We start from the raw sequence: 25637 nt of genomic DNA, 5'->3' as shown, positions 1-25637 counted from the left end.
ATCTATCTTACGTCTAATAAATCACAGAATTAAAACTATTTTGTGAATTTTCTATAAATACCCATGAAAAAAGCCGTACAATCAACGATTGTACGGCTTAAATGGAGCCGGCGATGGGACTCGAACCCGCGACCTACTGATTACAAGTCAGTTGCTCTACCAATTGAGCTACGCCGGCATGATGGCGATCCAGAAGGGACTCGAACCCTCGACCTCTAGCGTGACAGGCTAGCGTTCTAACCAACTGAACTACTGGACCATTTCCAACAAAATTAATATTACATTATTTCCATTTCCATGTCAATCATTTTTTATGGGTTTTTAATTGCGTGTACAAATAACCTTCTAGATTATCAAAATCACTAAATTCATAGGCTTCGAAAGCCAATGCATCCAGAATATATTTCAGAATACAGCCCCCGGCATATATAATATCAGCCCGCTTTGGCTCAAGTCCTGGAATTTTTTTTCTCTCTTCAATCGAGTTTCTTTCCAAGGTCTCAATAAGGCCTTGTACCTTATCGGTTAAAACAGATCTGCCATGAATTTTTTCTCGGCTATAACTTACCATTTCAAGGTCCATTGCAGCAAACGTTGCTGCTGTTCCACCAATCCCTATAGCCACACTAGGATTCAATGCTTTAACTTGGTTAAGTGCAGGATCAAAAAGCAACTGAATTGCCTGAAACATTTCCGTTTTCTCTAAGGCGTCTACAGGATCTTGACTTAAAAAAGCACCTGTCATGCGAACAGCACCTGCATCAATGCTGGTGCTAAACAAAATACCGGATGCATCTCCCACAATAAGTTCAGTTGAACCGCCGCCAATATCAATTACCAACACCCTTTGATTTGAATTAGGTCGTCCAGCAAGTACCCCTTGAAATCCAACGATCGCTTCGTCTTGTCCAGAAATCACATCAATTTCAAGGCCAGTTTCCCGTTTCAACAATTGCTTCAACTCATTAGCATTTGAAGCATCCCTCACTGCGCTTGTTGCCATGACATAAAAATCTAAAACACCATATTTTTGAGCGTCTCGTAAAAATGTTTTGACAACTTCTACCGTCTCAATCACACGTTCTTCATCTAGTTTGCCCGTCTCATTAACCCCTTTTCCGAGGCGCGTCATTTTAACCTGTTTATCTACCGATTGAAAACGGCCTTCCTCTAAATGACAGAGAAGCAACCGAACCGAATTGGTCCCCATATCAACGACGCCAAATTTTCCATTTTTAGTCATCTTCTTTCTCCTCATTTTCCCGAATGATGTAAATCACTTCATTGGGCATCACCATTTTAAGCTTTTCACGGGCAAGCCTTTCTATCGCTTCCGGGTTTTGAGCGTAGGCATAGGCATCTTCAAGTCGGTTTAATTCTCGCTCTAAAGATTCGATTTCTTGCATAAGTTCAGATTCAGTTGCATGATACTCTGAAAGTTTTTGTTCAGTAATAACATGTGTATAACCATAATAAACCCCCACCGCTATCATGACCAAAATCAGGATTTTATTGCGTTTTAAAAAAGCTTTGACCCTTCTCATAAAACCCACCTTTCAAAGAAAATCTATTCAGATATCATTTCATATAAGTCTTTTGCGCTCTCTTTTGTCACATGCTCTTCAAGTCCAGTAACTTTTACCGCAATGGTTTTAGACCCTAAGCTCATGGTTATTTGATCTCCTATTGCCACTTCAGAACCCGGTTTAGCCAGTTTGTCATTAATTGTAATTTTTCCCTGTTCACAAGCTTCTTTGGCAATGGTGCGTCTTTTTATTAATCTCGCATTTTTTAAGTATTTATCAATGCGCATAATTGCCTCCATTTAGAAAAAAAAGCAGCAAAGCTGCTTTTTTCATTATTTGTTTACAGTTTCTTTTAATGCTTTTCCTGCTTTAAATACAGGTGCTTTAGAAGCTGGAATATTAATTGTTTCTTTAGGATTTCTTGGGTTTCTTCCAGTTCTTTCTTTTCTTTCTCTGACATCAAAAGTACCAAATCCAACAAGTTGAACTTTACCACTCTTAGTCAATTCTTCTTCAACACTTTTCATAAAAGCGTTTAATGCCAATTCAGCATCTTTTTTTGTCAATCCAGACTTTTCAGCCATGCTTGCTACCAATTCAGCTTTATTCACAACAAAACCTCCTCTAAATTATTAAGTTGTTTTAACTATTACTAGTATACGTTGAAATTTCAAGTTTTACAATAGGTTTTATAGATTTTTTTGCTCATTCTGCAGTATTTTTTGACTTTTCCCAAAAAAACGCCATATCACTTATAAATTCAGGGCCCAGAGGCTTATTGATACGCCTCATTTCATTTTCTACAACTTCAAAACGACCTATGAATTTATCCACAGCGTCATTAAGTGCCAGTTCAGCATCCAACTTTAACCGTCTGGCCAAGTTTGTCAAAATCAAAAGTAAATCTCCAAATTCTTCATATATATGAGACGCATCATTTGACGCAATAGCTTCACGCAACTCTGCTATCTCTTCATCTATCTTGTCAAAAATACCATCAAGATCAGGCCAATCAAACCCAAGCTCCGAAGCCTTCTTTTGAACTTTCGGACTCCGAATCAAGGCCGGTAAACTGGAAGAAACACCGCGCATTGTTTCAACAACAGATTTTTGAGCTTTCTCATCTGCTTTAATCACTTGCCAATTTTTTAGCACTTCTTGAGAATCTTGGACCTTAACATCTCCGAAAACATGCGGATGTCTTCGAATCATTTTCTCGCATACAGCTCTAATAACATCCCGAATGGAATAATACCCTTCTTCTTCAGCAATTGTTGTGTGAAAAACAACTTGAAGCAATACATCTCCAAGTTCGTCCACAACAGCATCATCATCTTCATAAAAAACCGCGTGCTTAACTTCGTAAGCTTCTTCAACTAAATAAGGGGTCAAAGATTCATGCGTTTGTTCCCTGTCCCATGGACATCCTTCATCTGACCTGAGTTGCCTCATAATCGTTATCAAATCTTCAAGGTCATAAGAGGCTTGCGTGGACCTAGGTACAAAAACACTGGTTAAGTGGTCATATACCACCGCATGGTGGTCCATTTCCCATATAGGAACTGTCAAAATGGTTTCCATCTCTGGAATTCCTGCCGCTCTTATAATTCGAACTTCATGCGTATCTTCAAAATAATCCATCAGCTTTAACTTAAGTTGAGAGGCAATTCCCTTATCGTAGACTTGTATCCAAAGGCTATCGTGGTGTGTGTCAATACGTTCCCGATCTATTGAAAGTGCATCCGATATAGACAACCCATTCACAGGATCATACTGCAAAGTTGTAATAATCGCATCCAAAAAACTTGTGCCATGTACAATTTTATAAGATGCGTTTTCTTTTTCTAAATGGTCCAACAGTATAGAAACGGTTCTTTCAGCCACAAACGGATTCCCCGGAACAGCATAAACAACATCTTGATGCTCGCCCAATTCCAAAATTGCTTCAACAATCCGCTCATAAACGGCATCAAATGTTTCTTCAGATTCATACAAGTCATCAAAAGACTTGTAAATCATACCTTTATCTACCAAGGTCTCTACAATAGGATGTTTTTCAGTCCTCAGATAGACCGTTGGCGCATTGATCAGAATATCGTAAGCTTCCATGGTCAAATAAGCTGCACTTCCCGGCCCTAATCCAACTATTGTAATTTGCTTCATCTAATGCCTCCTAGTCTTTCTTGCGTACAAACCATTGATTAATCGCTTTAAGTTTTCTGCCACCTGGGATTAAAGCGAAATCAGCATCATCAAAAGTCTGTAGAGCGAATAACATAATACCATAAATCAGAATGCCTACACTTACAGATATAACCGTATTGATTCTGCTAATCGAAATTAAAGACAGGCCTGAATACAGTGTGTAAACGGCTATAGCCATTACAAAAGTGGATACCATTGGTTTCAGTAAAACGCGCTTAAATGGAAATGTAATTGCAGCACGTTTTTTTAACGTCACCATATTAAGTGTTGTTGCAACCGCAAATGCTGTTACTGTTGAAATGGCAGCACCATATATGTTGAACGCCGGAATCCCAACCAATACATACGTTAAGACTATTTTAAAAGCCGCACCTACAGCCAAATTTATAGCAGGTCTATTTTGAAGACTTAGCCCCTGGAGAATACCTGTTGTGACTTGAAAAAGCCCCATGAAAATGACAGTAAATCCTAAAATTGAAAGGATAGAGCCTGTCGTCTGTGCATATTCAATCTGTCTTGGATACAAAAGTTCCATAATCGGTTGGGCAAGTACAATCAATCCCGCTGCAGCTGGCAGACTTATGATAAGACCCATACGCACACCACTTTCAATAGTTGTATGGAGTGTCTTGCGATTTTGAGCCACATAAAGTCCCGCAATAGCAGGCACTATACTAATCTGGATAGCAGCGGTAACAACTTGCGGTAAATTCACCAAAGTTGCAGCGTAACCACTTAACATCCCATACAGGTCATTGGCCTTTTCACCTAAACCAATATCATGGAGTCTGTTCATAACAAGCATAACATCTATACTGTTCATAATCGGCATCACTGCTGCACCCATTGTAATTGGAATTGCAATCTTCAAAATACGCTTAAAAATTGATTTTACCGCTTCTGAATCTTGGCTTTCTTTTGGATAATTATTTCTTTTTTTGAACTTTATAAAGACAGAGAATACATAGATAAATCCAACTAAAGCCCCTGCAGTTGCGCCAAATGTTGCACCAGCTGCAGAAACGTTTTGTCCATATTTTAGAAGTACAACGGCAAGTGTATACCCAACAATTACACGTCCAAGTTGTTCCACCAATTGCGATATTGCAAAGGGTTTTAGATTTTGATGGCCTTGAAAATATCCCCTAAAGACAGCGAGCAAAGAAACAATAAAAATGCCGGGTCCCAAGGCCTTAAAGGAATAGAGAGCCCCTTCATTTTTAATGATCTTTACAATCAAATCAGCACCAAAAAACATAATTATGGCGCCGACGAGACCAATTGTACTCATGAGAATCATTCCAGCTTTAAAGGTACGATTTATGTCTGCCAAGTGTCCAGTTGCTCTTTGTTCAGAAATGATTTTCGCTAGAGCTGTTGGCAAACCTGCCGTTGCCAACACTATGAAAAAATTATACATCGGATAAGCACTCACATAATAGCTCATGCCTTCTGGTCCTAGAAAATTGCCAAGTGGAATTCTAAAAAAAGCACCTAGAATTTTCACCAGCACACCTGCTACACCTAATAGAACAGCCCCTTTTATAAACGAGGCTGCCTGTTCATGCTCTTTCTTTTCACCCATAATTACTCCCAATATGCAAAATGATGTCAGCTATCACCGACCTCTTGAATTTAGCAACTTCTAACCATTCGTCTTAGTCTTCAGTACTTGTCATCACTTTTTCAAGAAAAGTAACCACATCGCCTTCCGATTCAAGTGCATTGACTTTTTTTTCATTATATTGATCAAAAAGCAATCCTTTCACGGTATTTTTATAACTGTCGATTTTTTCTTCTGCTTCACCGGCTTCTATCATATCATCAATGGTTTTAGAGTCTTCTAATTTAATAATATGAAACCCATACTGTGTCTCTACAGGTTGACTGATTTCCCCAACTGACATTGAAAAAGCCACAGATTCAAACTCGGCAGACATATCACCTCTTGAGAAGTATCCAAGACTTCCCCCATCAGATATAGACCCTACATCTTCAGAATACTCAGCAACCAAATCTTCAAAGGCGCTTCCGCCATCAATTTGTGCTTTAATATCAGAAGCCAATTCCAAATCCGAAACCAAAATGTGACTTGCTTTTACCGATACCACATAAGAAGCATATAGGTCACTTAATTCTTTTTCCGAATTTTCAACACTTTCCATGACCATGCGTTCAAACGCCTCACGATAAATGCTTATTTTTATCTCACTTTTTAAGTAATCATCTGTTATGCCAATTTCTTCATAAAAAGCTTTGGTTTCAGGGTTTTGTGATAAAAGCACTTCAAATTGAGCCATTGTCTGATCGACATCGGCTGGATCTACTTCATATCCCGTTGATTGAACATATTGACGAATCAATGTGTTTTCCACCAAAGTTTCAACAACTTCCCGTTTAAGGGCCTCTCTTAAGGTTTCATCACCCACTTTAGAATCAAAATATGCTTCGCCACCTGATTCCTTATATGCTTTTTCATGGATTTTATAGGATATATCAAACGATAACATTGGGATAAGTTCACCGTTTACTACCGCTATGGCATCCGTTGTATCTAATTTCTCTTGTGTTGGATTTTGGGCATTCCCATCATCTGGAGTTGTTCCCTGTGCATCACAACCTACTACGAACAGCATTGCAACGAGTGTTGCAATTGCAAATATTTTTTTAAGTCTAATCATAAATTTCCCCTCTGCTCTTCATCTAATCTTGTCATACCTTCATATATTAACATAGTCACTATGAAAACTATATAGGGTTTCAACAAATTTTTCAAGCATTCCAAGTTGTTGTTCTTTATTTCTTAATTTATTTGTAATCTTGATTTTGAGAACTGCAGGATTCCGTGCAAGGAATTTCACATTCACCGAATCCGCTTCCAGTACTTTACTAATGAAAAGCGGACTAATTTCAGCATCTTCAACAAATTTAAGGTTAAACCACCCTGATTCTTCAGAGACTTCTTCAATGGTCATTTCTTCACATAGTGACTTGATTAGCGCAATGGACATGAGGTTATAAACGGATGCAGGTACAGTTCCAAACCGGTCTTCTACCTCTTCATAAACAGCATCCAGCGCACTTCTGGAATCAATAGCAGCAATTTTTTTATAGATTTCAATTTTCATCTGGTGGTTTCCAATATAGCGGTCTGGTATGTAAGCATTGAGTGTCAAATCAATTTTTGCTTGAATCCGATCTTTGACAACCTGCCCTTTTTTACGCAACATACTTTCTTCTAAGAGTTTAACATACAAGTCATATCCAACAGCCTCCATGTGGCCATGTTGAGCCGTTCCTAGAACATTTCCAGTCCCCCTAATTTCAAGATCCCGCATTGCAATTTTAAAACCAGCACCAAGTTCTGTAAATTCCTTAATTGCTTTTAACCTTTTTTCCGCCACTTCACTTAGTACCTTGTTCTCTTGATAAAAAATGTAGCAGTAAGCAATTCGATTGCTCCGCCCAACACGTCCTCTAAGTTGATACAATTGAGAAAGACCAAATCTGTCGCCATCATTAATGATGATTGTATTCACATTTGAGATATCCATCCCAGTTTCAATTATAGTTGTAGACACCAACACATTGAATGAATTGTTCATAAAATCTACCATTAATTTTTCCAACACATGTTCATTCATTTGACCATGTGCAAATTGAACTTTTGCTTCTGGCACAAGTTCAGAAAGTTTTGCAGCAACCCTGTCGATATCTGAGATTCGGTTATGCACAAAATACACCTGGCCACCACGTTCTAACTCCCTTACAATTGCTTCACGCACAAGGTTTTCGTCATAGGACACAACATAGGTTTGAATGGGATACCTATCTTCAGGTGGGTCTTCAATTACACTCATGTCCCGAATACCAATCATCGACATATGAAGTGTTCTCGGGATTGGTGTTGCAGAAAGCGTCAATACGTCAATATTTTCTTTAAGTTGTTTAATCTTTTCTTTATGTTTAACGCCAAAGCGCTGTTCTTCATCTACAATCAAAAGGCCTAAATCTTTAAATTTAACATCTTTTGATAAAATTCGATGGGTTCCAACCACCACGTCCACTATGCCTTTTCCAATATTCTCAATAATTTTATCTTGTTCGGCTTTTGTCCTAAACCGAGAAATCATCTGAATATTTGCAGGATATTTTGAAAACCGCTCGACGATATTGGTGTAATGTTGCTGGGCAAGTATGGTTGTTGGCACTAAAATCGCAACTTGTTTCGAATCGAGAACCGCCTTAAATGCAGCCCTAAGCGCAACTTCTGTTTTACCATATCCAACATCTCCACAAAGGAGCCTTTCCATAGGCTGATCCCTTTCCATATCCGCCTTAATTTCATCAATACATTTCAATTGATCGTTGGTTTCTTGATATGGGAAAAGTGCTTCAAACTCTCTTTGCCATTCATTATCTCCCGAAAAAGCATAGCCTTTTTTTACCTTGCGAGCTGCATAAAGTTCAATCAGTTCATCTGTCATATCTTCTATTGCTTTTTTAGCACGTGATTTTGTGCGTTTCCACTCAGCGCCACCCAAACGGTTTAATTTGATTTTATCCTGGTCGGTTCCATGATATTTCTGAATCAAGCCCGCACTTTCAACCGGAATATATAGAAAGTCGTTTTGAGCATAACGAATTTTTAGAAAATCCTTACGTGTTAAGTCTATTTTCATCTGCTCGACGCCGACATATTGGCCAACACCGTGATTTTCATGGACCACAAAATCGCCCACAGCAAGTTCGGAAAAAGCTTTTATAACACCACCACGGCTTTGTTTACGCGCAGCGATTCTCTTGCCTTCACCTAAAAGTTCATTTTCCGTCAAAAGTACAGCCTTAAAGGTATCAAAATAAAAGCCCTGCTGAACAGATGCAATCACCGCCAACGCTTGGCCGCTTAAAATTTCATCAAATTCTTTTTCGGTGTTAACCACAACGTCTAGTTCTTGCATTGCATTTAAAAATCGTGCCATACGTTCTTCAGAACTTAAAGCAATCAAAACACGATACCCTTTAATTTTCCATTTTAGGATATCTTGTGCAACTTGATCATACTTGCCATAGTACTTGTTCATTTCACGCGACATCATTTTTATAATCTGCTGGGGTTCAAAATAAGCAGTTCGCTTCATTAACAACTCGTTTAACAAAACATCCCGCTTTTTTAGAAAACTCAAAACCTCCTCAAACGTAAATACACGGCCAAACTGTTCTGATACAACCTCTCCACGCTCCAGATAATCTGTAAACTGGCGGCTATAATCCTGAGAAAATTGGTCCAAGCGCGTTAGGGTTTGATTGTTTGAAACCAAGCATATTATGGGATTGTCTAAAACATCCGCTAAAAATCGCCCTTCTGGATCAATTAAAGAAAAATACTTATCACTATTTTCTGCATAAGTTCTCGTTTCAAACTGTTCGATAATTTCATCAATTTTATCCTGTTTATCTGACTTTAAACGAGATTGAATCCCTTTCAATCTCTGTATGGTATTTTCAACAGTTGTTGACGTTAATAAAAACTCCAATACTGGATAAAAGGATGCTTCCTGGACTTTATCAATGGATTTCTGCGATGCCAATTCAAACGTCCGAATCGAATCCACCTCATCCCCAAAAAACTCAATTCGATGAGGCAACTCACACATGGGTGAAAAAACATCGACAATCCCCCCTCGAACACTATATTGACCCTTGGATTCTACAATATCCACCCGTTCATAGCCAAATTCAAACAAATCCCCAACAAAGGTTTCAACCGAACAAACCGTTTCCATCGTCATATGAATCGATGCATTCAGCCAGTTATCTTGAGAAGAGTACTTATATGCCAAATTATGAATTGCTGTATAAAGCACGCCATTTTCTTTTTGATTCATTTCTAGGAGAGCTTCCATCCGTGCGAGTGATACTTGATGCGAATGGGCATAAGCGTCAAACCACACCATTTCACGACTTGGCAAATAGATGGCATCCAGAACATCTTCGGAAGCCAGCTTGGCTTTATGATCATCTTCAAAACACAAAATCACACGCCTGTTAAAATCTTTTGCCAGTTTATGAAAAACCCACTTCATGGCAGAAAAATCCGACCCATGAATCAAGACCGGCGAAATATGTTCTTCTATTGCTTTGTAAATTGTTTCATATTCAGTTGACTGTTGAAATAAACGCAATACTTTATGATTCATAATTACTCCATTAGCCATTAAAGGCGTTCATAGCCCGATCTATACCCTCCGTTATAATAACGTCTACAGCCTTTGAAGCATCTTCCAAAACGTCATTAACCGGTACCAACTCTTCCTTTGAAAATTTTTGAAGCACGTAATCTTTAAGCGGAATCCGTTCTGACTTGCCGATTCCGATTCTAATTCTTGGAAAGGTATCCTCTTGTATGCTATAAATAATATGCCGCATACCATTATGTGTCCCTGCACTCCCCTTTTTTCGAATTCTAAGTTTTCCGAAATCAGTATCGATATCATCGTATATGACAATTAAATTGGACAAGGGGAGCTGATAGTAGTTCACAATCTGTTGAACTGTCTCACCACTTAAATTCATATAGGTTTGTGGTTTTACAAGCAGAACTTTCTCCCCCGCTATTATGCCCTCGCCTATAAGTGCTTTATATTTGATTTTATTTACTTTTATGCCATGGCGAACCGCAAGCCTGTCCACAGTTTCAAAGCCGACATTGTGCCGTGTCCCTGAGTATTTTAGCCCCGGATTTCCCAATCCTACAATTACATACATGTTTTTCTCCTCAAACATTTTTCCATATCGATTATACCACAAAAATAAGCCTGACACGTGGTTTCGGTCAGGCAAATACACTCCTTTTTAAAGGGGGGGTACTTTTAGTTCTCAAACATGGTGCTCACAGAATCGTTGTTGAAAATTCTACGAATTGCTTCTGCAAAAACAGGTGCAACTGATAAAATTTTGATATTATCGAGTGCACGCATTTCATCTGAAAGATCAATCGTATCTAAAACAACCAATTCCTTAATCCCAGAGTCTTTAATCCGTTCAGCAGCAGGACCTGAGAAAACACCGTGTGTACAGCAAGCGTAAACATCTTTTGCGCCAAGTGATTTCAGAGCTTTAACAGCATTAACAATTGTTCCTGCTGTATCGATCATGTCATCAATCAGGATTACATTTTTATCTTTAATATCGCCAATTATATTCATAATCTCCGATACATTGGCTTCAGGGCGCCTTTTATCCACAATTGCAATGTTTGCATTCAATTTGTAGGAAAAATCTCTCGAACGTGTTACCGATCCCAAATCAGGTGCAACAACTACAAGATCTTCAATTTGTTTTTCTAGAAAATACTCAGCCAGAATTGGGGATCCCTTCAAATGATCAACAGGAATGTCAAAATACCCTTGAATTTGAGACGCATGTAAATCCATTGTCAATACGCGATCAGCGCCTGCAGCTACAATTAGATTTGCAACAAGTTTTGCTGAAATCGGATCTCTCGCTTTAGCCTTTCTATCTTGTCTGGCATATCCATAATAGGGTACCACCGCTGTAATTCGGCCTGCAGAAGCCCGTTTCAGCGCGTCTATCATGATTAAGAGTTCCATCAGGTAATCATTCACCTTTGGCAATGAAAAAGACTGAACGACATATACATCCACACCTCTGACACTTTCATCGATGTTGACGGATATTTCGCCATCACTAAATGTCTTCACGACACTATCACCTAACGGCAGTCCCAATTCAGCGCAAACAGCCTTAGCCAGATCCTGATTGGCATTGCATGAAAACACTTTAATCTTTCTTCCTCTTGTATGCATTGCATCCTCCTACTTTTTTGGGGTATATTTGTTAGACCACTCGGTCTTGTTCACTTGTCTTTGTCTTGCAATTGCAAGCGCTTCACCTGGCACATCATCGGTAATGGTAGAGCCCGCTGCAACATAAGCGCCCTTTCCAATTTTTACAGGTGCAATTAAATTGCTATTGCAACCTACAAACACATTATCTTCAACTTCAGTAATATGCTTGCTTTTACCGTTGTAATTTACAAAAACAACACCGCAACCCAAGTTCACATTTTTTCCAATAACACCATCTCCAACATAGGTGAGATGAGAAACTTTTGTATCATCACCGATTGTGCTGTTTTTCACTTCAACAAAATCGCCAATTTTCACATTTTTACCAATCATCGAATTTGGACGCAAATACGCATACGGACCAATTTTGGAATAACTTCCCACCTTTGATTCTACAAGTGTGGACTGCTTAATGTGTACGCCCTCTTCCACAATAACATGGTTTAAATCTGCATTGGGTCCTATAATGCAATTTTGCCCAATATTTGTATTTCCTAGCAGAATCGATCCAGGATACACAACTGTATCCTGACCAATTAAAACTTCTTTTCCAAGATAAACCGTCTCTGGCGCTAAAAAAGTAACACCATTCAACATATGTTTTTTTACTAATTTGTTTTGAAGGTATTTCTCTGCCTGAGAAAGTGCAACACGATCATTAACACCCATAAGCTCCGCTGAATCCGATGCTATAAAAGCACCCACAGGGTTTCCTGATCCTAATACCCATTCAAAAACATCTGTTAAATAATATTCACCTTGCTGATTATCATTTTGAAGATGTTTCAAACCTTCTGACAAAAGTTCAGATTTGAATATACCGATCCCAGAATTAACTTCTTTTATTTTTAAAAGGTCTGCATCTGCATCCTTATGTTCAACAATCCGTTTAAAGGCATTTGTCCCATCCCGAACAATTCGTCCGTATCCAGTAGGGTCTTCAAACTGCATGGAAATCAGGCTCGCTCCAAAATTATTTTTTTTATGATAGTCGATAAACAGAGCCAATGTTTCATGTGATAATAAGGGGGCATCCCCAAAAAGAACAAGTACATCGCCACTTCCAAAGTGTTCTTTTGCCATCATAACCGCATGTCCAGTGCCTAACTGCTCTTTCTGCTCTGCAAAAATAACATTCTCGTTCTCTAATGTTGACATCACCTGATCTTTTCCATGACCAACAACCACGACTACCCGATTGCTATCCACCGAGTATGCAACATCAATTACATGCTTTACCATTGGATTTCCACCAATTTTATGCAGAACTTTCGGCAGATTGGACTTCATCCGTTTTCCATGACCCGCAGCGAGGATCACTGTCGTTAATTGATTCATTGACTTCTCCTTATAACCCCTAAAATCTATTTAGTGTTCAACACGCAAAATTATATCATTTTTGTCTTTTTAAAAAAACATCTATTAATAAAATTTGACAATCAAAAAGAGATGCTTTTCAGCATCTCATGTGTGATTATTCCTCTTCAAAATATGAGTCTTCAACGGGAACACTCCGTGCTTTTTCATAAGCTTCAAAAATAATATCCTGAATTAAAGTCCGAGTTTCTTGATTAATTGGGTGTGCAATATCCCGATAATCTGCTTCCCCCACTTTACGACTTGGCATTGCCACAAAGAGACCATTCTGACCCTCAATCACTTTTATGTCATGCACCACAAAAGCATCGTCAAAAGTTAATGAAACCACAGCTTTCATTTTACCGTCATCTTTTAGTTTTCTGATTCTAACGTCTGTAATATTCATTTTGAAAATTCCCCCTAATTCTGTTGTATAGTACTTATTCTATAGGGATTTGGAAAATCCTTCTTTTTTTATTAATTTTTTTTAATTTTTAGATTTACAATAAATCTTCATAATTGGGATGAACCAATATTGTGCCATTTGAATCTATGCCTTCATATCGAATTAGGGACGTATACCTTGAAACCAATTTCTGTGTTGGATGAACAGAATCAAACAAGACACATATTCCAGCAACTTCGCAATCCAATTCTTTTACAAGAGCACTCATGCCCTTTGCACTTCCGCCTGCTCGCATAAAATCATCTACAATCAAAACACGAGACCCTTTTCGAATGGCATTCTTTGCAATGTACATGGTTCTAAGCGTTCCTGAAGAGCCCGATACATAATTAATGCTTAACTTTGGCCCTTCTGTCACTTTATTTTCATGTCTTGCAATTACCAAAGGGACATTTAGGCCTCTTGCAGTCATAACCGCGATTGGGATACCTTTTGTTTCAACTGTAAGCACATAGTCGACACGACTCTCTTCAGAAGAATAACGTTCGGTAAAAATATCACCAATACCCTTGGCATAAACTGGATTGTAAAGAATGTCTGCCATGTATAGAAAATTGCCTGGCACAATCCGGTCTGGGTTGCGCACATCCTGACAAATGCGTTCCACCAACTGCGTTTTGTCAATTTTACTAAGAGCGGGTACAAATTTAGCCCCACCTGCAGCACCTGCTATGGTCATAACTCTACCTAAATTCAGATCCTCCATTAGTTTTTTTACAATTACCAAGTCTTCACTAATCGTTGATTTTGCTGAATCAAATATTTCTGTGAAATAATTAAGTGTAAAAACCTTATTAGGGGCATCACTTAATATTTTTACAATTGCACCAATTCGTTCATTTCTTTTTAATTTACTCACGCGTCTCACTCCGAATATTTATATAGTATTTCCTTAATTTTATTCGTTTTTTTTAAGAACATCAATACCCTTTTAAGTTTTTATGTAATGTTTTTTAAAATATGGTATAATCATTATGATTTTATTTAACGTTAGGAGCACCCAAATGATTGATTTAAGTACGGTGAAACATATTCATTTTATAGGCATAGGCGGCGTTAGCAACAGTGCCATTGCACAGATATTAGCTAAGAAGGGTTTTCAAATCAGCGGCTCTGATCAGACAGCCTCAACATTTACCAAAGAACTTGAAGCACTTGGCATAACCATTTTCATCGGCCATGATAAAAACAATGTGCAAGATGCTGAGCTTATCGTCTACACTTCTGCAGTTTCGGATGACAATCCAGAACTACTTGCCGCACAAGCGTTAGGTCTTCCAACATTAAGCCGAGCAGAAATGCTTGGACAACTTATGCTTGGCTATAAAAACAGCATTGCAATTTCAGGAACACATGGCAAAACAACAACCACATCAATGGTAACGCGCATATTTAATGATGCCAAATACGATCCAACTGCTTTAGTTGGGGGATATTTTGAAGACTTAAAAAGCAATGTTAGAATAGGTGCTTCTGATCTTTTTATAACGGAAGCTTGCGAATATAAGGAAAACTTTTTATCATTTTACCCGAAAATTGGCGTTGTTTTAAACATCGATGAAGACCATTTAGACTATTTCAATGACTTAGACCATATCGTCAATGCTTTTGTAAAATTTGCAGCAAACATTGAAGAAGATGGTATTTTAGTGTTGAATGGCGATGACTATAACGCAAAAAAAATCATCCCCTATTATAAGGGACGCATTGCTACCTTCGGACTTTCAGACTCTTGTGACTTTATTGCCAAAAATATTACTTATAACCAAAAAGGATGCGCAACGTTTGACATCTATATAAAAGAGACCCTATTATGCCGTTTAAACTTGTCTGTTCCAGGTCTTCACAACATTTACAATGCCTTAGGGGCTTTTGCAACCGCCGCCCAAATTACAGAGGACTACAATTGGATTTCAGAAAAACTCGAAAACTTTAAAAATGCAGGTCGGCGCTTCGAAACCGTTGGTGAACTCAACGGCTGCCCTGTCATTGATGATTATGCACATCACCCCAACGAAATCAAAGCCACATTAGATGCAGCAGCCCGTATTGAAAATCACGGACGGATTATTTGCATTTTTCAGCCCCACACCTATTCGAGAACCAAGGAACTTTTGCATGGCTTCTCAAGTGCCTTTAATTTGGCTGACGAAATCATTGTTACCGATATTTATGCTGCCCGTGAAATTGACAAAGGTGAAATTCACGCTAGAGATCTTGTAACAGAACTGGTTGCTGAAAACAAGAAAAGTCTTTATATGAGTGACTTCGAGGCCATAGCTGCATATATCAAAGAGCATGCGTCCTCAGGCGATTTAATCATTACCATGGGTGCTGGAACCATTACTGAGCTCTCAAAAATGCTCACAAAATAATAATAAAAGAGGTATTGCCCATCTAATTACTTAGATTTGCAACACCTCTTTTTTAATTTAAGCCATATAATTCAAATAATTTTTCTTCCAATTTTGCCGGATCGTGAATCCAATAAGAAACCCCACCCATCATTGTATCTTCACCCTCTAGAGTATAAAACTGAATGTTCTCTTTCTCTAAAGTTGCCGCTTTTAGTGCATATGCCAGTGCATCTTCAAGTGTTAAGTCCGTCCTAACATAACGGCTTCCAATAATCGTATTTATGACAGATGGCAATTTAAAGCTTAATGATTTTTGAATCATATAATCCACAAACTGCTGCTGTCTTGGAATTCTTTGGATGTCGCCTTCTTTGATCGTACCATCATTATTTTGTCTAAATCTTAAAAATTTTACAGTTTCAGATCCACTAAGAACTTGTTTCCCAGCTTTAATGTCAATATGAAGCGGGGGATCGGCATAAATGTCATCATAAACCATATCATAAGGCACTCTAACCTCGTAGCCGCCAAGTGTATCCACAATTGCTTCTACAGCCTTAAAATCAATCCTTACATAGTAGTCAACCGGTATGCCCATGAATTCAGAAACATACTTCTTCATACCATTGACACCACCAATATCTTTCATACCATAAATGGCATTCATTTTCTTTTGACCAAGGCCATCATGTCCTTCAATGTGATTATAGGTGTCACGCGGGATGGAAATGATATCGAGTCTGGGAATTTCAGGGTCTAAACTCACCAACATCATGGTGTCTGCTAGATGATCATTTAGTCCAAAAGCGATCACATTAATTCTTGAAGATACTTCTGCAGCCTTTTCAAGTTCACTTCTATCATCTATTTCTACAGGCTCGGTCGTTGGTATCTCAGACTCTGCAACAGATGTCTCCACATCTACCGGTTCAGTTGTTTCACGTACTTCTTCTGTCCCATATGTATTGTCTATGGCAACAAAAATCCCTCCAAACAAGGCTAAAAACCCTACCAATGAAATGACAAATACCTTAATGTATATTGAATTCATAACAATCCTTTCACAATCTTTTAAATTTTCAATTGTAACAATTGTACCATAGGATACCCTAAGTCGATTTTAAATTTATGTTACAGGTTAAAAATCATACTTCATAAATAGAATTGCATAGGATAATAAAATAACACCCACAACCACCAAAACATCTGCAACATTAAATACTGGGAATCTTATGAATTTAAACTCTAAGAAATCAATTACATAATTGAGGCGTGCACGATCAATAAAATTCCCAACTGCGCCTGAAATAATAGAAATATAGGCAAGTTTCACAACAATCGGTGCCTCTGTCTTAATTGCTTTAATCATGTAGCCTATCATCCCTGCCAAAATCACAAATGTAATCAAGATTAAAAGCAGTTGTTGATCCTTTAATATACTGAAAGCAGCCCCTGTGTTTTCTACATATCTAAACCCAAGAAATCCATCTATGAAACCCTGAGGTCCTTTGTGCATCAGGGCATCTACAGCCCAAATTTTCGTTAATTGATCAATCCCAATCAAGCCTATAATCGTAATGAAATAAATCAAAATCCTACCTCCTAAATTATTGCAACGGGGAAACCAGGCGGCCCATTGCTTCCAAAAACCGATAACGCAATTTGCGCTTGTTAAAGTTTTCCAAATTATATTCAACACTGTCTTCAAAATCATTGATAAAATCTTCTTCCAAACGCACAATTACCGCTTCATCATACAAGAAAGCATTTACCTCAAAGTTAATTTCCATTGATCTAATATCTAGATTTGCCGTTCCAACTGAAGCCACCTGTCGATCGATTACGATAACTTTAGAATGTATAAACCCATTGGCATATCTATAAATACGCACACCAGCTTCCAAAAGTTGTTGAATATTTGCTTGAGATGCCCAGTAGACAAAAAAATGGTCCGGCTCAGAAGGGATTATGATTCTTACATCTACACCACTTAATGCTGCTGTTTTAAGTCCCATCATGAGACTCTCCTCCGGAACGAGATACGGGGTAGCAATCCAAATTTTATCTTCCGCATTGGCAATCATTTTATAAAAAGCCTGCAAAATACACTTCCATTCGGAATCTGGCCCTGATGCGGCAATCTGTACCAATGATTGAGTCTCTATAGCAACTTCAGGAAAATAAGAAGCGCCCTCAATCCTCTGATTGGAAACAAAATTCCAATCATTTAAAAATATAGTCTGTAAGGCATATACTGCTTCACCTTTAAGTTCCAAATGGGTGTCCCGCCAAAATGAAAATTTCGTAGAATAGCCCATATATTCATCGCCAATATTTAAACCGCCTACAAAACCAATCACACCATCAACAACCGTTATTTTCCTGTGGTTTCGATAATTAAGTTCTCTTGAAAAAACAGGAATCGGCACTTTAAAAAAAGCGTATACTTCTACCCCAGCATTTTTTAAGTCTTCTAAATATTTCTTGCTCAATCGCCAAGAGCCGACATCGTCATAGATCAAACGCACTTCGACACCTTGCAAGGCTTTTTCAATTAATAAATTTTTAAGTTCAGACCCAAGTGTATCATCTTTGATGATAAAGTATTCCAAGTGTATATGCGACTCAGCTCTACGAATTGCTTCAAACATTCGGCTAAATTTACTTGTACCATTGGTTAGAACCGTCACTTTATTACTTAAAGAAAATGGCGCTTTTGCATTGTTAAGAAGCAATTGCATCAAACGCTTATTCCCTTCCTTATCACTGTTTGGAAGGGTCATATAGTCAATAAGGCCAGATTGAATTTGAGCAGCCTTAACCATTCGGTCTGAATCTTTTAAGTGCTTTCGTTTGGCTTTGTTCTTTTTTCGATAACTGCGTCCAAATAAAACATACAGAAAAAAACCTAACAATGGCAACAAAATCAGCACAATAAGCCAAGCCAATGTTCTAGAAGGATTATCGTTTTCTAAAAAAATCACAAGTCCTATCCAGATAACATTCACTTTTAAAAGCACATTTAAAACCGAAAATACCGTCGCGCCCATTTCTGTTTCAAATGTAATGCTATTAAAAAAGCCAATTGCATACAAAGTAAAAAAAAGAAGTGTGCCAATGCCTGCCACCCCATAAAACACTTTTTTCATCTTCTAGCCTACTACTTTCTAAATTGGGTTTCTACCCTATATATCGGATGCCCCATTTTTGAAAATTTCTCTTCATATTCTGTCATTACATTTCCTTCTGGGGACTCATCGTGAAGGTTTAAAGAAATATGTTGCATTTTCATATCCAGAGCTGCAAACTCATTGAGTGAAAACTGAAACAGACTTCTGTTATCTGTTTTAAAATGTATCCAACCTTCTGACTTTAAAACCGCTTTATAGGACATCAAAAAATCTCTATAAGTCAATCTTCTTTTATAATGCCTTTTCTTTGGCCAAGGATCCGAAAAATTGAGATAAATTTGATCTAACTCACCTTCTGAAAATACATCCTCTACATTTTTCAGATCCAAAAGAATTAATCTAACATTGTTTAGTGCAGCCTTTTTCATACGCTTGGCCGCAACAAGTGCAACTTCGGTCACCGCATCTGCCATAATGAAATTCACATTTGGATACATCCGCGCCATTTCAACACTAAATCTGCCCTTACCGCCGCCAAACTCAGCATGAATCGGGTTGTCATTTCCAAAAACTTCTTTCCAATTTCCTTTTCTGAGTTCAGGATTTTTGACAAAGTATGGCTCTATTTCACAAAGCGCTTCAAATGCACCCGGCTTTCTTCTTACTCTCACCCAATCACCTCAATCTTTTGTAAATAGTCTCGGATTATCTTTCCACCGTCTTAATGCATCTAACGAATCCAAATTAATGTACCCTTTATCAACCGCTATCGGCAAAAGTGTTTCATAGTCCGTTAAGACATGAAGCGGTATCCCGGCTGATTCAAACTTTTCACGAGCCTGCGGAAAATTATAACTAAATATCGCTAAAACTGCCACGACCTCAGCACCTGCTTCTAAGATCGCATTGCAAGCAGCAATCGAACTCCCACCGGTAGAAATCAAATCCTCAATTAGGACAACCTTCTGTCCTTTTTCCAAAACACCCTCAATTTGATTGCCCTTGCCATGGCCCTTTTGTCCACTTCTAATGTAAACCATTGGCAAATCCAACAAATCTGAAACCCATGCTGCATGAGGAATTCCTGCAGTTGCTGTTCCAGCTACTACAGACACATCTGGGTACTCTTTTTTAATAATTGACTCAAACCCATGCGCAATCTTTTTACGAATTTTGGGGTAGCCAATCGTCATGCGATTGTCACAATAAACAGGGGACTTAATCCCTGAAACCCAAGTAAACAAATTGTTTACGTCAACAACTGTTACAGCTTTAATCTCCAATAAAGATACTGCAATCTCATGTGATAACATAAAATCCTCCTAGTCTATATATGCATTTTTAGAATAACGATTCCCCGCATTCCATACAAGGTACTCCTTGATGCCATTTGCTTTTAGCGCGTCAATTTGAGCTTTTACTTCTTTCGTGCCATAAGGTATATATCCCTTGACCCAACGCGCTGTAAAGTCTTGAATCCAAGGTCTCAACAAGCCTGGCGTCTGAAGGTTTGAGTTGCGTTCTATTGCATCTTTAATCGATCCATCAATGGTCTCATATGGGTATGCATCTGGCACAGACAAGCCAAAAATATTTGGACCATAATGACTTGGATACATCATTGGACACATATAATCTACTACATTGGAAATCGCTTCCCAGTGCTGACCAATTCCTACATCATCAAGTGCTGTCGCCGTCCATCCAAAAACATCTGCTGCAACATAAACCTCATAGGGAGATAACTCTGTATACGCGTATTTCAAAAACTTTTGTATCGTTGCCGTATGAGATTCATCTTCAGTATTTCGATAATCCATTCGTGATTTTTTTGAAATCGCAGGGTATCTTACATAATCAAATTGAATTTCATCAAAGCCAGCAAGAGCCGCTTCTTTTGCCACGCCCACATTGTATGCCCACAAGTCTCGGTCATGTGGTGAGGCCCATATCAGGCCATCTGCATCGCTATACAGACTTTGAGAATCTTTATATACAATGGCCCGGTCTTTGTTATTTCTTGCATATATCGGCGATTTGAATGTCACAATTCTTGCAATCAAATAAATATTTTCTGCTTTCAAACGGTTTATAAAAGCATCCATATCCTTTATATATACTTTTTCATTGGCTTTTGGATTATAGGATTCTGCAGTTTCTGAAGCAAACAGCAAGTAGCCATTGTCATCCTTCACATCAATGACCATAGCATTTAGTTCTGTTTCACCAATCAACTCAATCAGTTCATCTAATCGATCCCCACTGGCAGAATGACCTGTTACATAGACACCCCGAACTTCCTGTTTTGGGTTTGAAGCATAAGCTTCATGTCTTTCAAAAGCTTCATAGTCTACGTCATCAATAGGTTTGGCTATAAAATCACTCAATTTTGAGACAACCGATTCTGGAGATACATAGCCTAAAATTTCAACAGCATCAATTGATGTTTTTACTGCCAAATGTGTTGTTTCTCCCGTGTCAGAAACGACTTTATCCTCAACATAAAGCGGTGTTCTTGATTCAAAAGTATCAACAATTTGACCCGCTTCATCCGCTGTGTCCATTAACTCGGCACCTTTTTTCCCAACATAAACTGTATTTTCAGCAATTAATCTTGCCCGCTCTTCCTCCGCTTTTCGTTTGGCCTCAGCTTCCGCTTCTTCTTTTAGTCGTTCCTCTTCAAGTCTTTTTTCTTCTGCTTCTGCAGCTGCTTGTGCTTCTGCTGCCTCACGTGCCTGTCGTTCCGATTCACTTTCAGTTGAGGCTTCTTCTTCCTGTGTTAATATCGCTTCATCATCAACAACATATTCATCATCCGCTAAAAGTTGTGTCACTGTGAATCCAACAGCAACAAGTGCCAAAATACCGATTAGAGCCAATAATACTGTTTTCTTTTTCACATCAATTCTCCTCATCCATTCAGTCTTATTCTATTTTAACAAAGACTGAATGGAAATGCTATAATAGAGTTAATCGAATTCATTTCAAAATTAAGGAGGTTTACGATGCAAATTCAATTTCTAGGTGCTGCCGGCCATGTCACAGGTTCCATGTATCTTATCAACACTGGAACAACAAAATTTTTGGTGGACGCTGGTTTATTTCAAGGCACAGCAGATGAAACGAAACTAAACTCCGAAACACCAGATATTGATTTTTCAGATTTAGATGCTCTAATCTTGACCCATGCACACATTGATCATTCTGGCAGAATTCCGTGGATTGTAAAACAAGGCTTCCATGGAAAAGTATACTGCACACATCCCACAAAATCTTTATGTGAAATTCTGCTACGAGATTCCGGAAAAATTCAAGAGGCCGAAAATGAATGGGAAAATAAAAAAAGAAAACGTGCTGGATTAGAACCTATAGATCCCCTCTACACTGAAGATGACGCGATTATTGCCCTTCAATATTTTTATCCTGTAAACTACAGCGCGCAGGTTCAGCTCAGTAAAGATGTTGGGTTTGAGTTTGGAAATGCAGGTCATTTATTGGGATCAGCTTTCATCAAACTCTATGTTAAAGACGAAAATACAATAAAAACAATTGCCTTTTCAGGGGATTTAGGAAACGGGACCAGTTTCCTAGAAGAAAATCCAGATGTAATCGAATCTGCTGATTATTTAATTATGGAATCCACTTATGGCAATCGTACGCACAAAAATATTGAACTGCGGGGCGATCGATTAATTGATGTCATCTTATCTGCCTACAAATCAGGAGGGACAACGTTAATACCTTCTTTTGCTGTTGGAAGAACACAAGAAATTCTCTTTGAAATCAAACACTATATACACACACATGATAATGAGGCTTCTGAGCGCTTAAAAAAAATCCCCATTTATCTTGATTCTCCTTTAGCCCTAGATGCAACAGAAATCTACAAATCCTATTCTGACAAAATGAGTGATTTGATTCAAGAATATGGCACCAGCCCTTTTAGTTTAGAGACCCTAACTTTAGTAAATTCTGTTGAAGACTCCATAAAATTAAACTTTAATCAGTCCCCTAAAATTATTATTTCAGCCAGTGGTATGTGTGAAGCTGGTCGCATCAAACACCATCTAAAACATAACCTTTGGAAGCCCAATACACACGTGGCTATTGTAGGCTATCAAGCGGAGGACACCCTCGGTCGAGCCCTGCTTAATGGGGCAACTGAAGTTGTTATATACGATCAAACCATCGCTGTAAAAGCAAACGTTCATAAAATTGATGGCTTTTCAGGACATGCAGATGCGACACAACTTTTCAATTGGGTTTCACACATTAAAAACCTTAAAAAAGTTTGTGTTGTGCACGGCGAGCCAGAAAGCAGCATGATATTTGCAAAAAAAATCGAAACCACATTAGGCATCGAGACACATGTTGCAAAACTGTATGAAACCCTTGACCTCTAAATTAAGAAAAAAGGCTGCGGAAAATTTACCTTTCCCGTAGCCCTTTTTTTATTTCTTTTTTGCGATTGTCAACAAAATTCCCAGCACCATGGAAAGAAGTGCAGCCACAAGTATACGATACTCAGGTGGCAGCAAAAATGTTACTGTATGCGCAGGAATCCAAAACAAAGGGATTGTTTTAACCACGACAAACCCTATAAAGCCACTCCAGTCAATACGTTTTACAACTTGATTAATGGTTGGCGCTTTGATGGCATCACCATATTTTAAATCAAGATAAGTGTCTGTAAACCGATGAAACGCCATAAAGGTTGGTGCAAAGAACAAATTCATTAAAGCACTGGTCCAAAATGCAGTCAAGAACACATTTTTATGACCAATTAAATACCCATTTTCAAGGGCTTTTGCAACACCACCACCATAAATTTGAAACACTAGCGTAATGGCCATACCCAAGACACCCCAGATAATAACGCGCCAAATAAACCCAGCTGATTTCTGCCAAGTACCTGACTTCAAACGTACCACTAACAATTCTCCCATAGTTGCAAGTAAAGCAAATTTTACAAAACCACCAATATAGGGGTGGGCTGTTGTGGCGTCAACAAATATGTCATGTGTTGCGGGATAAAGGACAAATGCAATAAATGCAATAAAAATGCCACCCCAAATCAAATCACCTTTTTTCATAGATTACACTCCAACTTTTAAGATTCAAATGCTGTTACAACTTCTTTTAGTCTACTTATAATTTCTATATGCTGAGGGCACTGAGGCTCACATGCACCACACGCGATACATTTACTCGCCAAAACATCCTTAGCGCTGTTGTATTGCCCTTTAATCTGATCATGTGCATCAAAAATCGAAGCTCGATTATAAAGCGTAAATGCTCTTGGAATATCCACACCATGTGGACATGGCATACAATACCCACATTGTGTACAAGGTACTTTAACGCGGGCTTGATAAGCATCTCTTACTTTAGCAATCACTTTAAGTTCATCTGCCGTAAGACTTTCTGCTTGCAATCGATCTGCAATATCAATATTTTCTTTTAATTGATCTAAATTTGACATGCCACTTAAAACAACCTTCACATTTTTATAGTTGGCAACAAATCTTAGTGCCCACTCTACCGGCGACCTATTTTGATCAGATCCTGATTCTTTAAAAATTTTAGAAATTGAATCCGGTGGCGTTGCAATCATTCCACCCTTTAACGGTTCCATCACAATAACAGGTATATCTTTAGACTCTGCATATAAAAGCCCCGCTTCACCAGCTTGATCTTCAACATCCATATAGTTAAACTGGATCATGCACACGTCCCAATCATACGCATCGACTATTTCCTTAAACACATCCAATGTATCATGAAAAGAAAAACCAATATTTTTAATTTTTCCACTTGCCTTTGCACGTTCAATTGCTTCAAAAATATTTATTTCAAGCAATTTATCCCAGCGACTTTTACTTAAAGCATGAAGCAAATAAATATCCAACGTCTCTGTTTGGAGTTTTTCTAATTGTTCATCTAAATAACGGTCAAAATCAGTTTCTGTCTCCAAGAGCCAAGTTGGTGCTTTCGTTACCAGATGAACTTTTTCTCTATAACCATCCTGAAGCGCTTTACCTACAATAGACTCACTATGCCCGCCATGATATGGATACGCAGTGTCTACATAATTGACACCACCATCAATTGCATATCGAATCAGCTCAATTGCTTTGTTTTCATCAATTTTTGAACTGTCCTGGTCGATAACAGGCAGTCGCATGCAACCAATACCCAAAACAGATGCATGTATCCCAGTATTGCCAATAATTCTAGCTTGCATAATACCTCCCCAATATTTTCAGTCTCGAAACATCATCTCTATTTTACTTTTTTTGAACCCCTAAGTCAATTTGACTTGAAAATTCCAGCTGTAAGTTCAGAATCTTTAATGACCCAATCCTTATTGGTTTTAAACCTCAAAGACTCCAAAATGTTTTCTGCATAGGCAACTGCCAATGGCGAAGGTTTTTGGCTAGAATCACGCATTTCAATAACCAAATGAACTTCTGTACAATATTCCGTTTTGATACCACATCGCATTAGGTGAAAATTTAAATAAAACAGTTCCTCGGTTTCAGTTTTAAGCAACCACCTCACGGTCTGATGCCCTATTTCTTCAATTGACAAAGGTATAACCTTTGTCCACACTCTAACCTTTTCTAAATTATGAATCATACGCTTAGCAGAGAACAAATCCACCGCCAAACGCGTTTGAATTCTTCTGTACACAGGTCAACCCTCCAAAGTTAAAACCCGCT

General features: G+C 38.3%; 24 protein-coding genes and 2 tRNA genes. 2 read left to right on the top strand and 24 right to left on the bottom strand.

The window, feature by feature from the left end; genetic code table 11:
• Positions 1-102 precede the first annotated feature (102 nt).
• The 15 genes from JOC49_RS07205 to purR form a co-directional block, all read right to left on the bottom strand.
• A tRNA-Thr gene (locus tag JOC49_RS07205) sits at positions 103-178 on the bottom strand.
• Positions 179-182: 4 nt separating this feature from the next.
• Positions 183-259, bottom strand: a tRNA-Asp gene (locus JOC49_RS07200).
• Between the two features lie 45 nt (positions 260-304).
• Entirely contained in the window at positions 305-1243 is a 939-nt protein-coding gene (locus JOC49_RS07195) for a Ppx/GppA phosphatase family protein (RefSeq protein ID WP_204663857.1), read from the bottom strand.
• Entirely contained in the window at positions 1236-1544 is a 309-nt protein-coding gene (locus JOC49_RS07190; RefSeq protein WP_204663855.1) for an FtsB family cell division protein, read from the bottom strand. The genes JOC49_RS07195 and JOC49_RS07190 overlap by 8 nt, the downstream gene beginning before the upstream one ends.
• A gap of 23 nt (positions 1545-1567) precedes the next feature.
• On the bottom strand, positions 1568-1813 hold the full coding sequence (locus JOC49_RS07185; RefSeq protein WP_204663853.1) for an RNA-binding S4 domain-containing protein: 246 nt from the start codon (positions 1811-1813) through the stop codon (positions 1568-1570).
• A 45-nt stretch (positions 1814-1858) separates the two neighbouring features.
• Positions 1859-2137, bottom strand: a complete 279-nt coding sequence (locus tag JOC49_RS07180) for an HU family DNA-binding protein (RefSeq protein WP_204663851.1) — start codon at positions 2135-2137, stop codon at positions 1859-1861.
• 94 nt (positions 2138-2231) lie between these two features.
• A complete protein-coding gene (gene yabN, locus JOC49_RS07175) occupies positions 2232-3689 on the bottom strand; it encodes a bifunctional methyltransferase/pyrophosphohydrolase YabN (RefSeq protein WP_204663849.1) in 1458 nt (485 codons plus the stop codon).
• A 10-nt stretch (positions 3690-3699) separates the two neighbouring features.
• On the bottom strand, positions 3700-5316 hold the full coding sequence (locus tag JOC49_RS07170) for a putative polysaccharide biosynthesis protein (RefSeq protein ID WP_204663847.1): 1617 nt from the start codon (positions 5314-5316) through the stop codon (positions 3700-3702).
• A 73-nt stretch (positions 5317-5389) separates the two neighbouring features.
• The gene (locus JOC49_RS07165) at positions 5390-6412 is read right to left on the bottom strand and encodes a peptidylprolyl isomerase (RefSeq protein WP_204663845.1); all 1023 of its coding nucleotides are present in this window, start codon (positions 6410-6412) and stop codon (positions 5390-5392) included.
• Between the two features lie 39 nt (positions 6413-6451).
• On the bottom strand, positions 6452-9931 hold the full coding sequence (mfd, locus tag JOC49_RS07160) for a transcription-repair coupling factor (RefSeq protein ID WP_204663843.1): 3480 nt from the start codon (positions 9929-9931) through the stop codon (positions 6452-6454).
• 10 nt (positions 9932-9941) lie between these two features.
• The gene (pth, locus tag JOC49_RS07155; protein WP_204663841.1) at positions 9942-10499 is read right to left on the bottom strand and encodes an aminoacyl-tRNA hydrolase; all 558 of its coding nucleotides are present in this window, start codon (positions 10497-10499) and stop codon (positions 9942-9944) included.
• 104 nt (positions 10500-10603) lie between these two features.
• Positions 10604-11560 carry a ribose-phosphate pyrophosphokinase gene (locus JOC49_RS07150; RefSeq protein WP_204663839.1) on the bottom strand — a complete coding sequence of 319 codons (957 nt, stop codon included), beginning with the start codon at positions 11558-11560 and terminating at the stop codon, positions 10604-10606.
• A 9-nt stretch (positions 11561-11569) separates the two neighbouring features.
• A complete protein-coding gene (gene glmU / locus JOC49_RS07145; protein WP_204663838.1) occupies positions 11570-12940 on the bottom strand; it encodes a bifunctional UDP-N-acetylglucosamine diphosphorylase/glucosamine-1-phosphate N-acetyltransferase GlmU in 1371 nt (456 codons plus the stop codon).
• A gap of 136 nt (positions 12941-13076) precedes the next feature.
• Positions 13077-13367 (bottom strand): septation regulator SpoVG, encoded by a 291-nt coding sequence (gene spoVG, locus JOC49_RS07140; protein WP_204663836.1) that lies wholly within the window; start codon positions 13365-13367, stop codon positions 13077-13079.
• A 94-nt stretch (positions 13368-13461) separates the two neighbouring features.
• Positions 13462-14286: a pur operon repressor gene (gene purR, locus JOC49_RS07135; RefSeq protein WP_204663834.1), complete on the bottom strand. Its 825-nt coding sequence runs from the start codon at positions 14284-14286 to the stop codon at positions 13462-13464.
• Between the two features lie 145 nt (positions 14287-14431).
• On the opposite strand from purR, the gene murC reads away from it, so the two are divergent.
• The gene (gene murC / locus JOC49_RS07130) at positions 14432-15802 is read left to right on the top strand and encodes a UDP-N-acetylmuramate--L-alanine ligase (RefSeq protein ID WP_204663832.1); all 1371 of its coding nucleotides are present in this window, start codon (positions 14432-14434) and stop codon (positions 15800-15802) included.
• Between the two features lie 52 nt (positions 15803-15854).
• Here the strand turns inward: murC and JOC49_RS07125 are convergent, their stop codons facing one another.
• From JOC49_RS07125 to JOC49_RS07100, 6 genes are all read right to left on the bottom strand, one after another.
• A complete protein-coding gene (locus JOC49_RS07125) occupies positions 15855-16835 on the bottom strand; it encodes an LCP family protein (RefSeq protein WP_204663830.1) in 981 nt (326 codons plus the stop codon).
• An 87-nt stretch (positions 16836-16922) separates the two neighbouring features.
• Positions 16923-17375, bottom strand: coding sequence for a signal peptidase II (gene lspA / locus JOC49_RS07120; protein WP_204663828.1), 453 nt, complete (start codon positions 17373-17375; stop codon positions 16923-16925).
• 16 nt (positions 17376-17391) lie between these two features.
• On the bottom strand, positions 17392-18933 hold the full coding sequence (gene cls / locus JOC49_RS07115) for a cardiolipin synthase (RefSeq protein ID WP_243423631.1): 1542 nt from the start codon (positions 18931-18933) through the stop codon (positions 17392-17394).
• 11 nt (positions 18934-18944) lie between these two features.
• Complete coding sequence (trmB, locus tag JOC49_RS07110; RefSeq protein WP_204663826.1) at positions 18945-19586, bottom strand: tRNA (guanosine(46)-N7)-methyltransferase TrmB; 642 nt, start codon at positions 19584-19586, stop codon at positions 18945-18947.
• Positions 19587-19595: 9 nt separating this feature from the next.
• Positions 19596-20228: an orotate phosphoribosyltransferase gene (gene pyrE, locus JOC49_RS07105; protein WP_204663824.1), complete on the bottom strand. Its 633-nt coding sequence runs from the start codon at positions 20226-20228 to the stop codon at positions 19596-19598.
• A gap of 9 nt (positions 20229-20237) precedes the next feature.
• Positions 20238-21815: a putative glycoside hydrolase gene (locus tag JOC49_RS07100; RefSeq protein WP_204663823.1), complete on the bottom strand. Its 1578-nt coding sequence runs from the start codon at positions 21813-21815 to the stop codon at positions 20238-20240.
• Between the two features lie 105 nt (positions 21816-21920).
• Between JOC49_RS07100 and JOC49_RS07095 the strand changes: the two genes are divergently transcribed.
• Entirely contained in the window at positions 21921-23318 is a 1398-nt protein-coding gene (locus JOC49_RS07095) for an MBL fold metallo-hydrolase RNA specificity domain-containing protein (protein ID WP_204663821.1), read from the top strand.
• Positions 23319-23366: 48 nt separating this feature from the next.
• Here the strand turns inward: JOC49_RS07095 and JOC49_RS07090 are convergent, their stop codons facing one another.
• From JOC49_RS07090 to JOC49_RS07080, 3 genes are all read right to left on the bottom strand, one after another.
• A complete protein-coding gene (locus JOC49_RS07090; RefSeq protein WP_204663819.1) occupies positions 23367-24008 on the bottom strand; it encodes a hypothetical protein in 642 nt (213 codons plus the stop codon).
• Between the two features lie 17 nt (positions 24009-24025).
• A complete protein-coding gene (locus JOC49_RS07085; RefSeq protein WP_204663817.1) occupies positions 24026-25159 on the bottom strand; it encodes an aldo/keto reductase in 1134 nt (377 codons plus the stop codon).
• A gap of 65 nt (positions 25160-25224) precedes the next feature.
• Positions 25225-25608, bottom strand: a complete 384-nt coding sequence (locus JOC49_RS07080; RefSeq protein ID WP_204663816.1) for a hypothetical protein — start codon at positions 25606-25608, stop codon at positions 25225-25227.
• Between the last annotated feature and the right edge of the window lie 29 nt (positions 25609-25637).

This window comes from Fusibacter tunisiensis (assembly GCF_016908355.1).
GTDB lineage: Bacteria > Bacillota > Clostridia > Peptostreptococcales > Acidaminobacteraceae > Fusibacter_D > Fusibacter_D tunisiensis.
The sequence above is the reverse complement of the archived record's forward strand: the minus strand, read 5'-3'. Positions and strand labels throughout refer to the sequence as shown.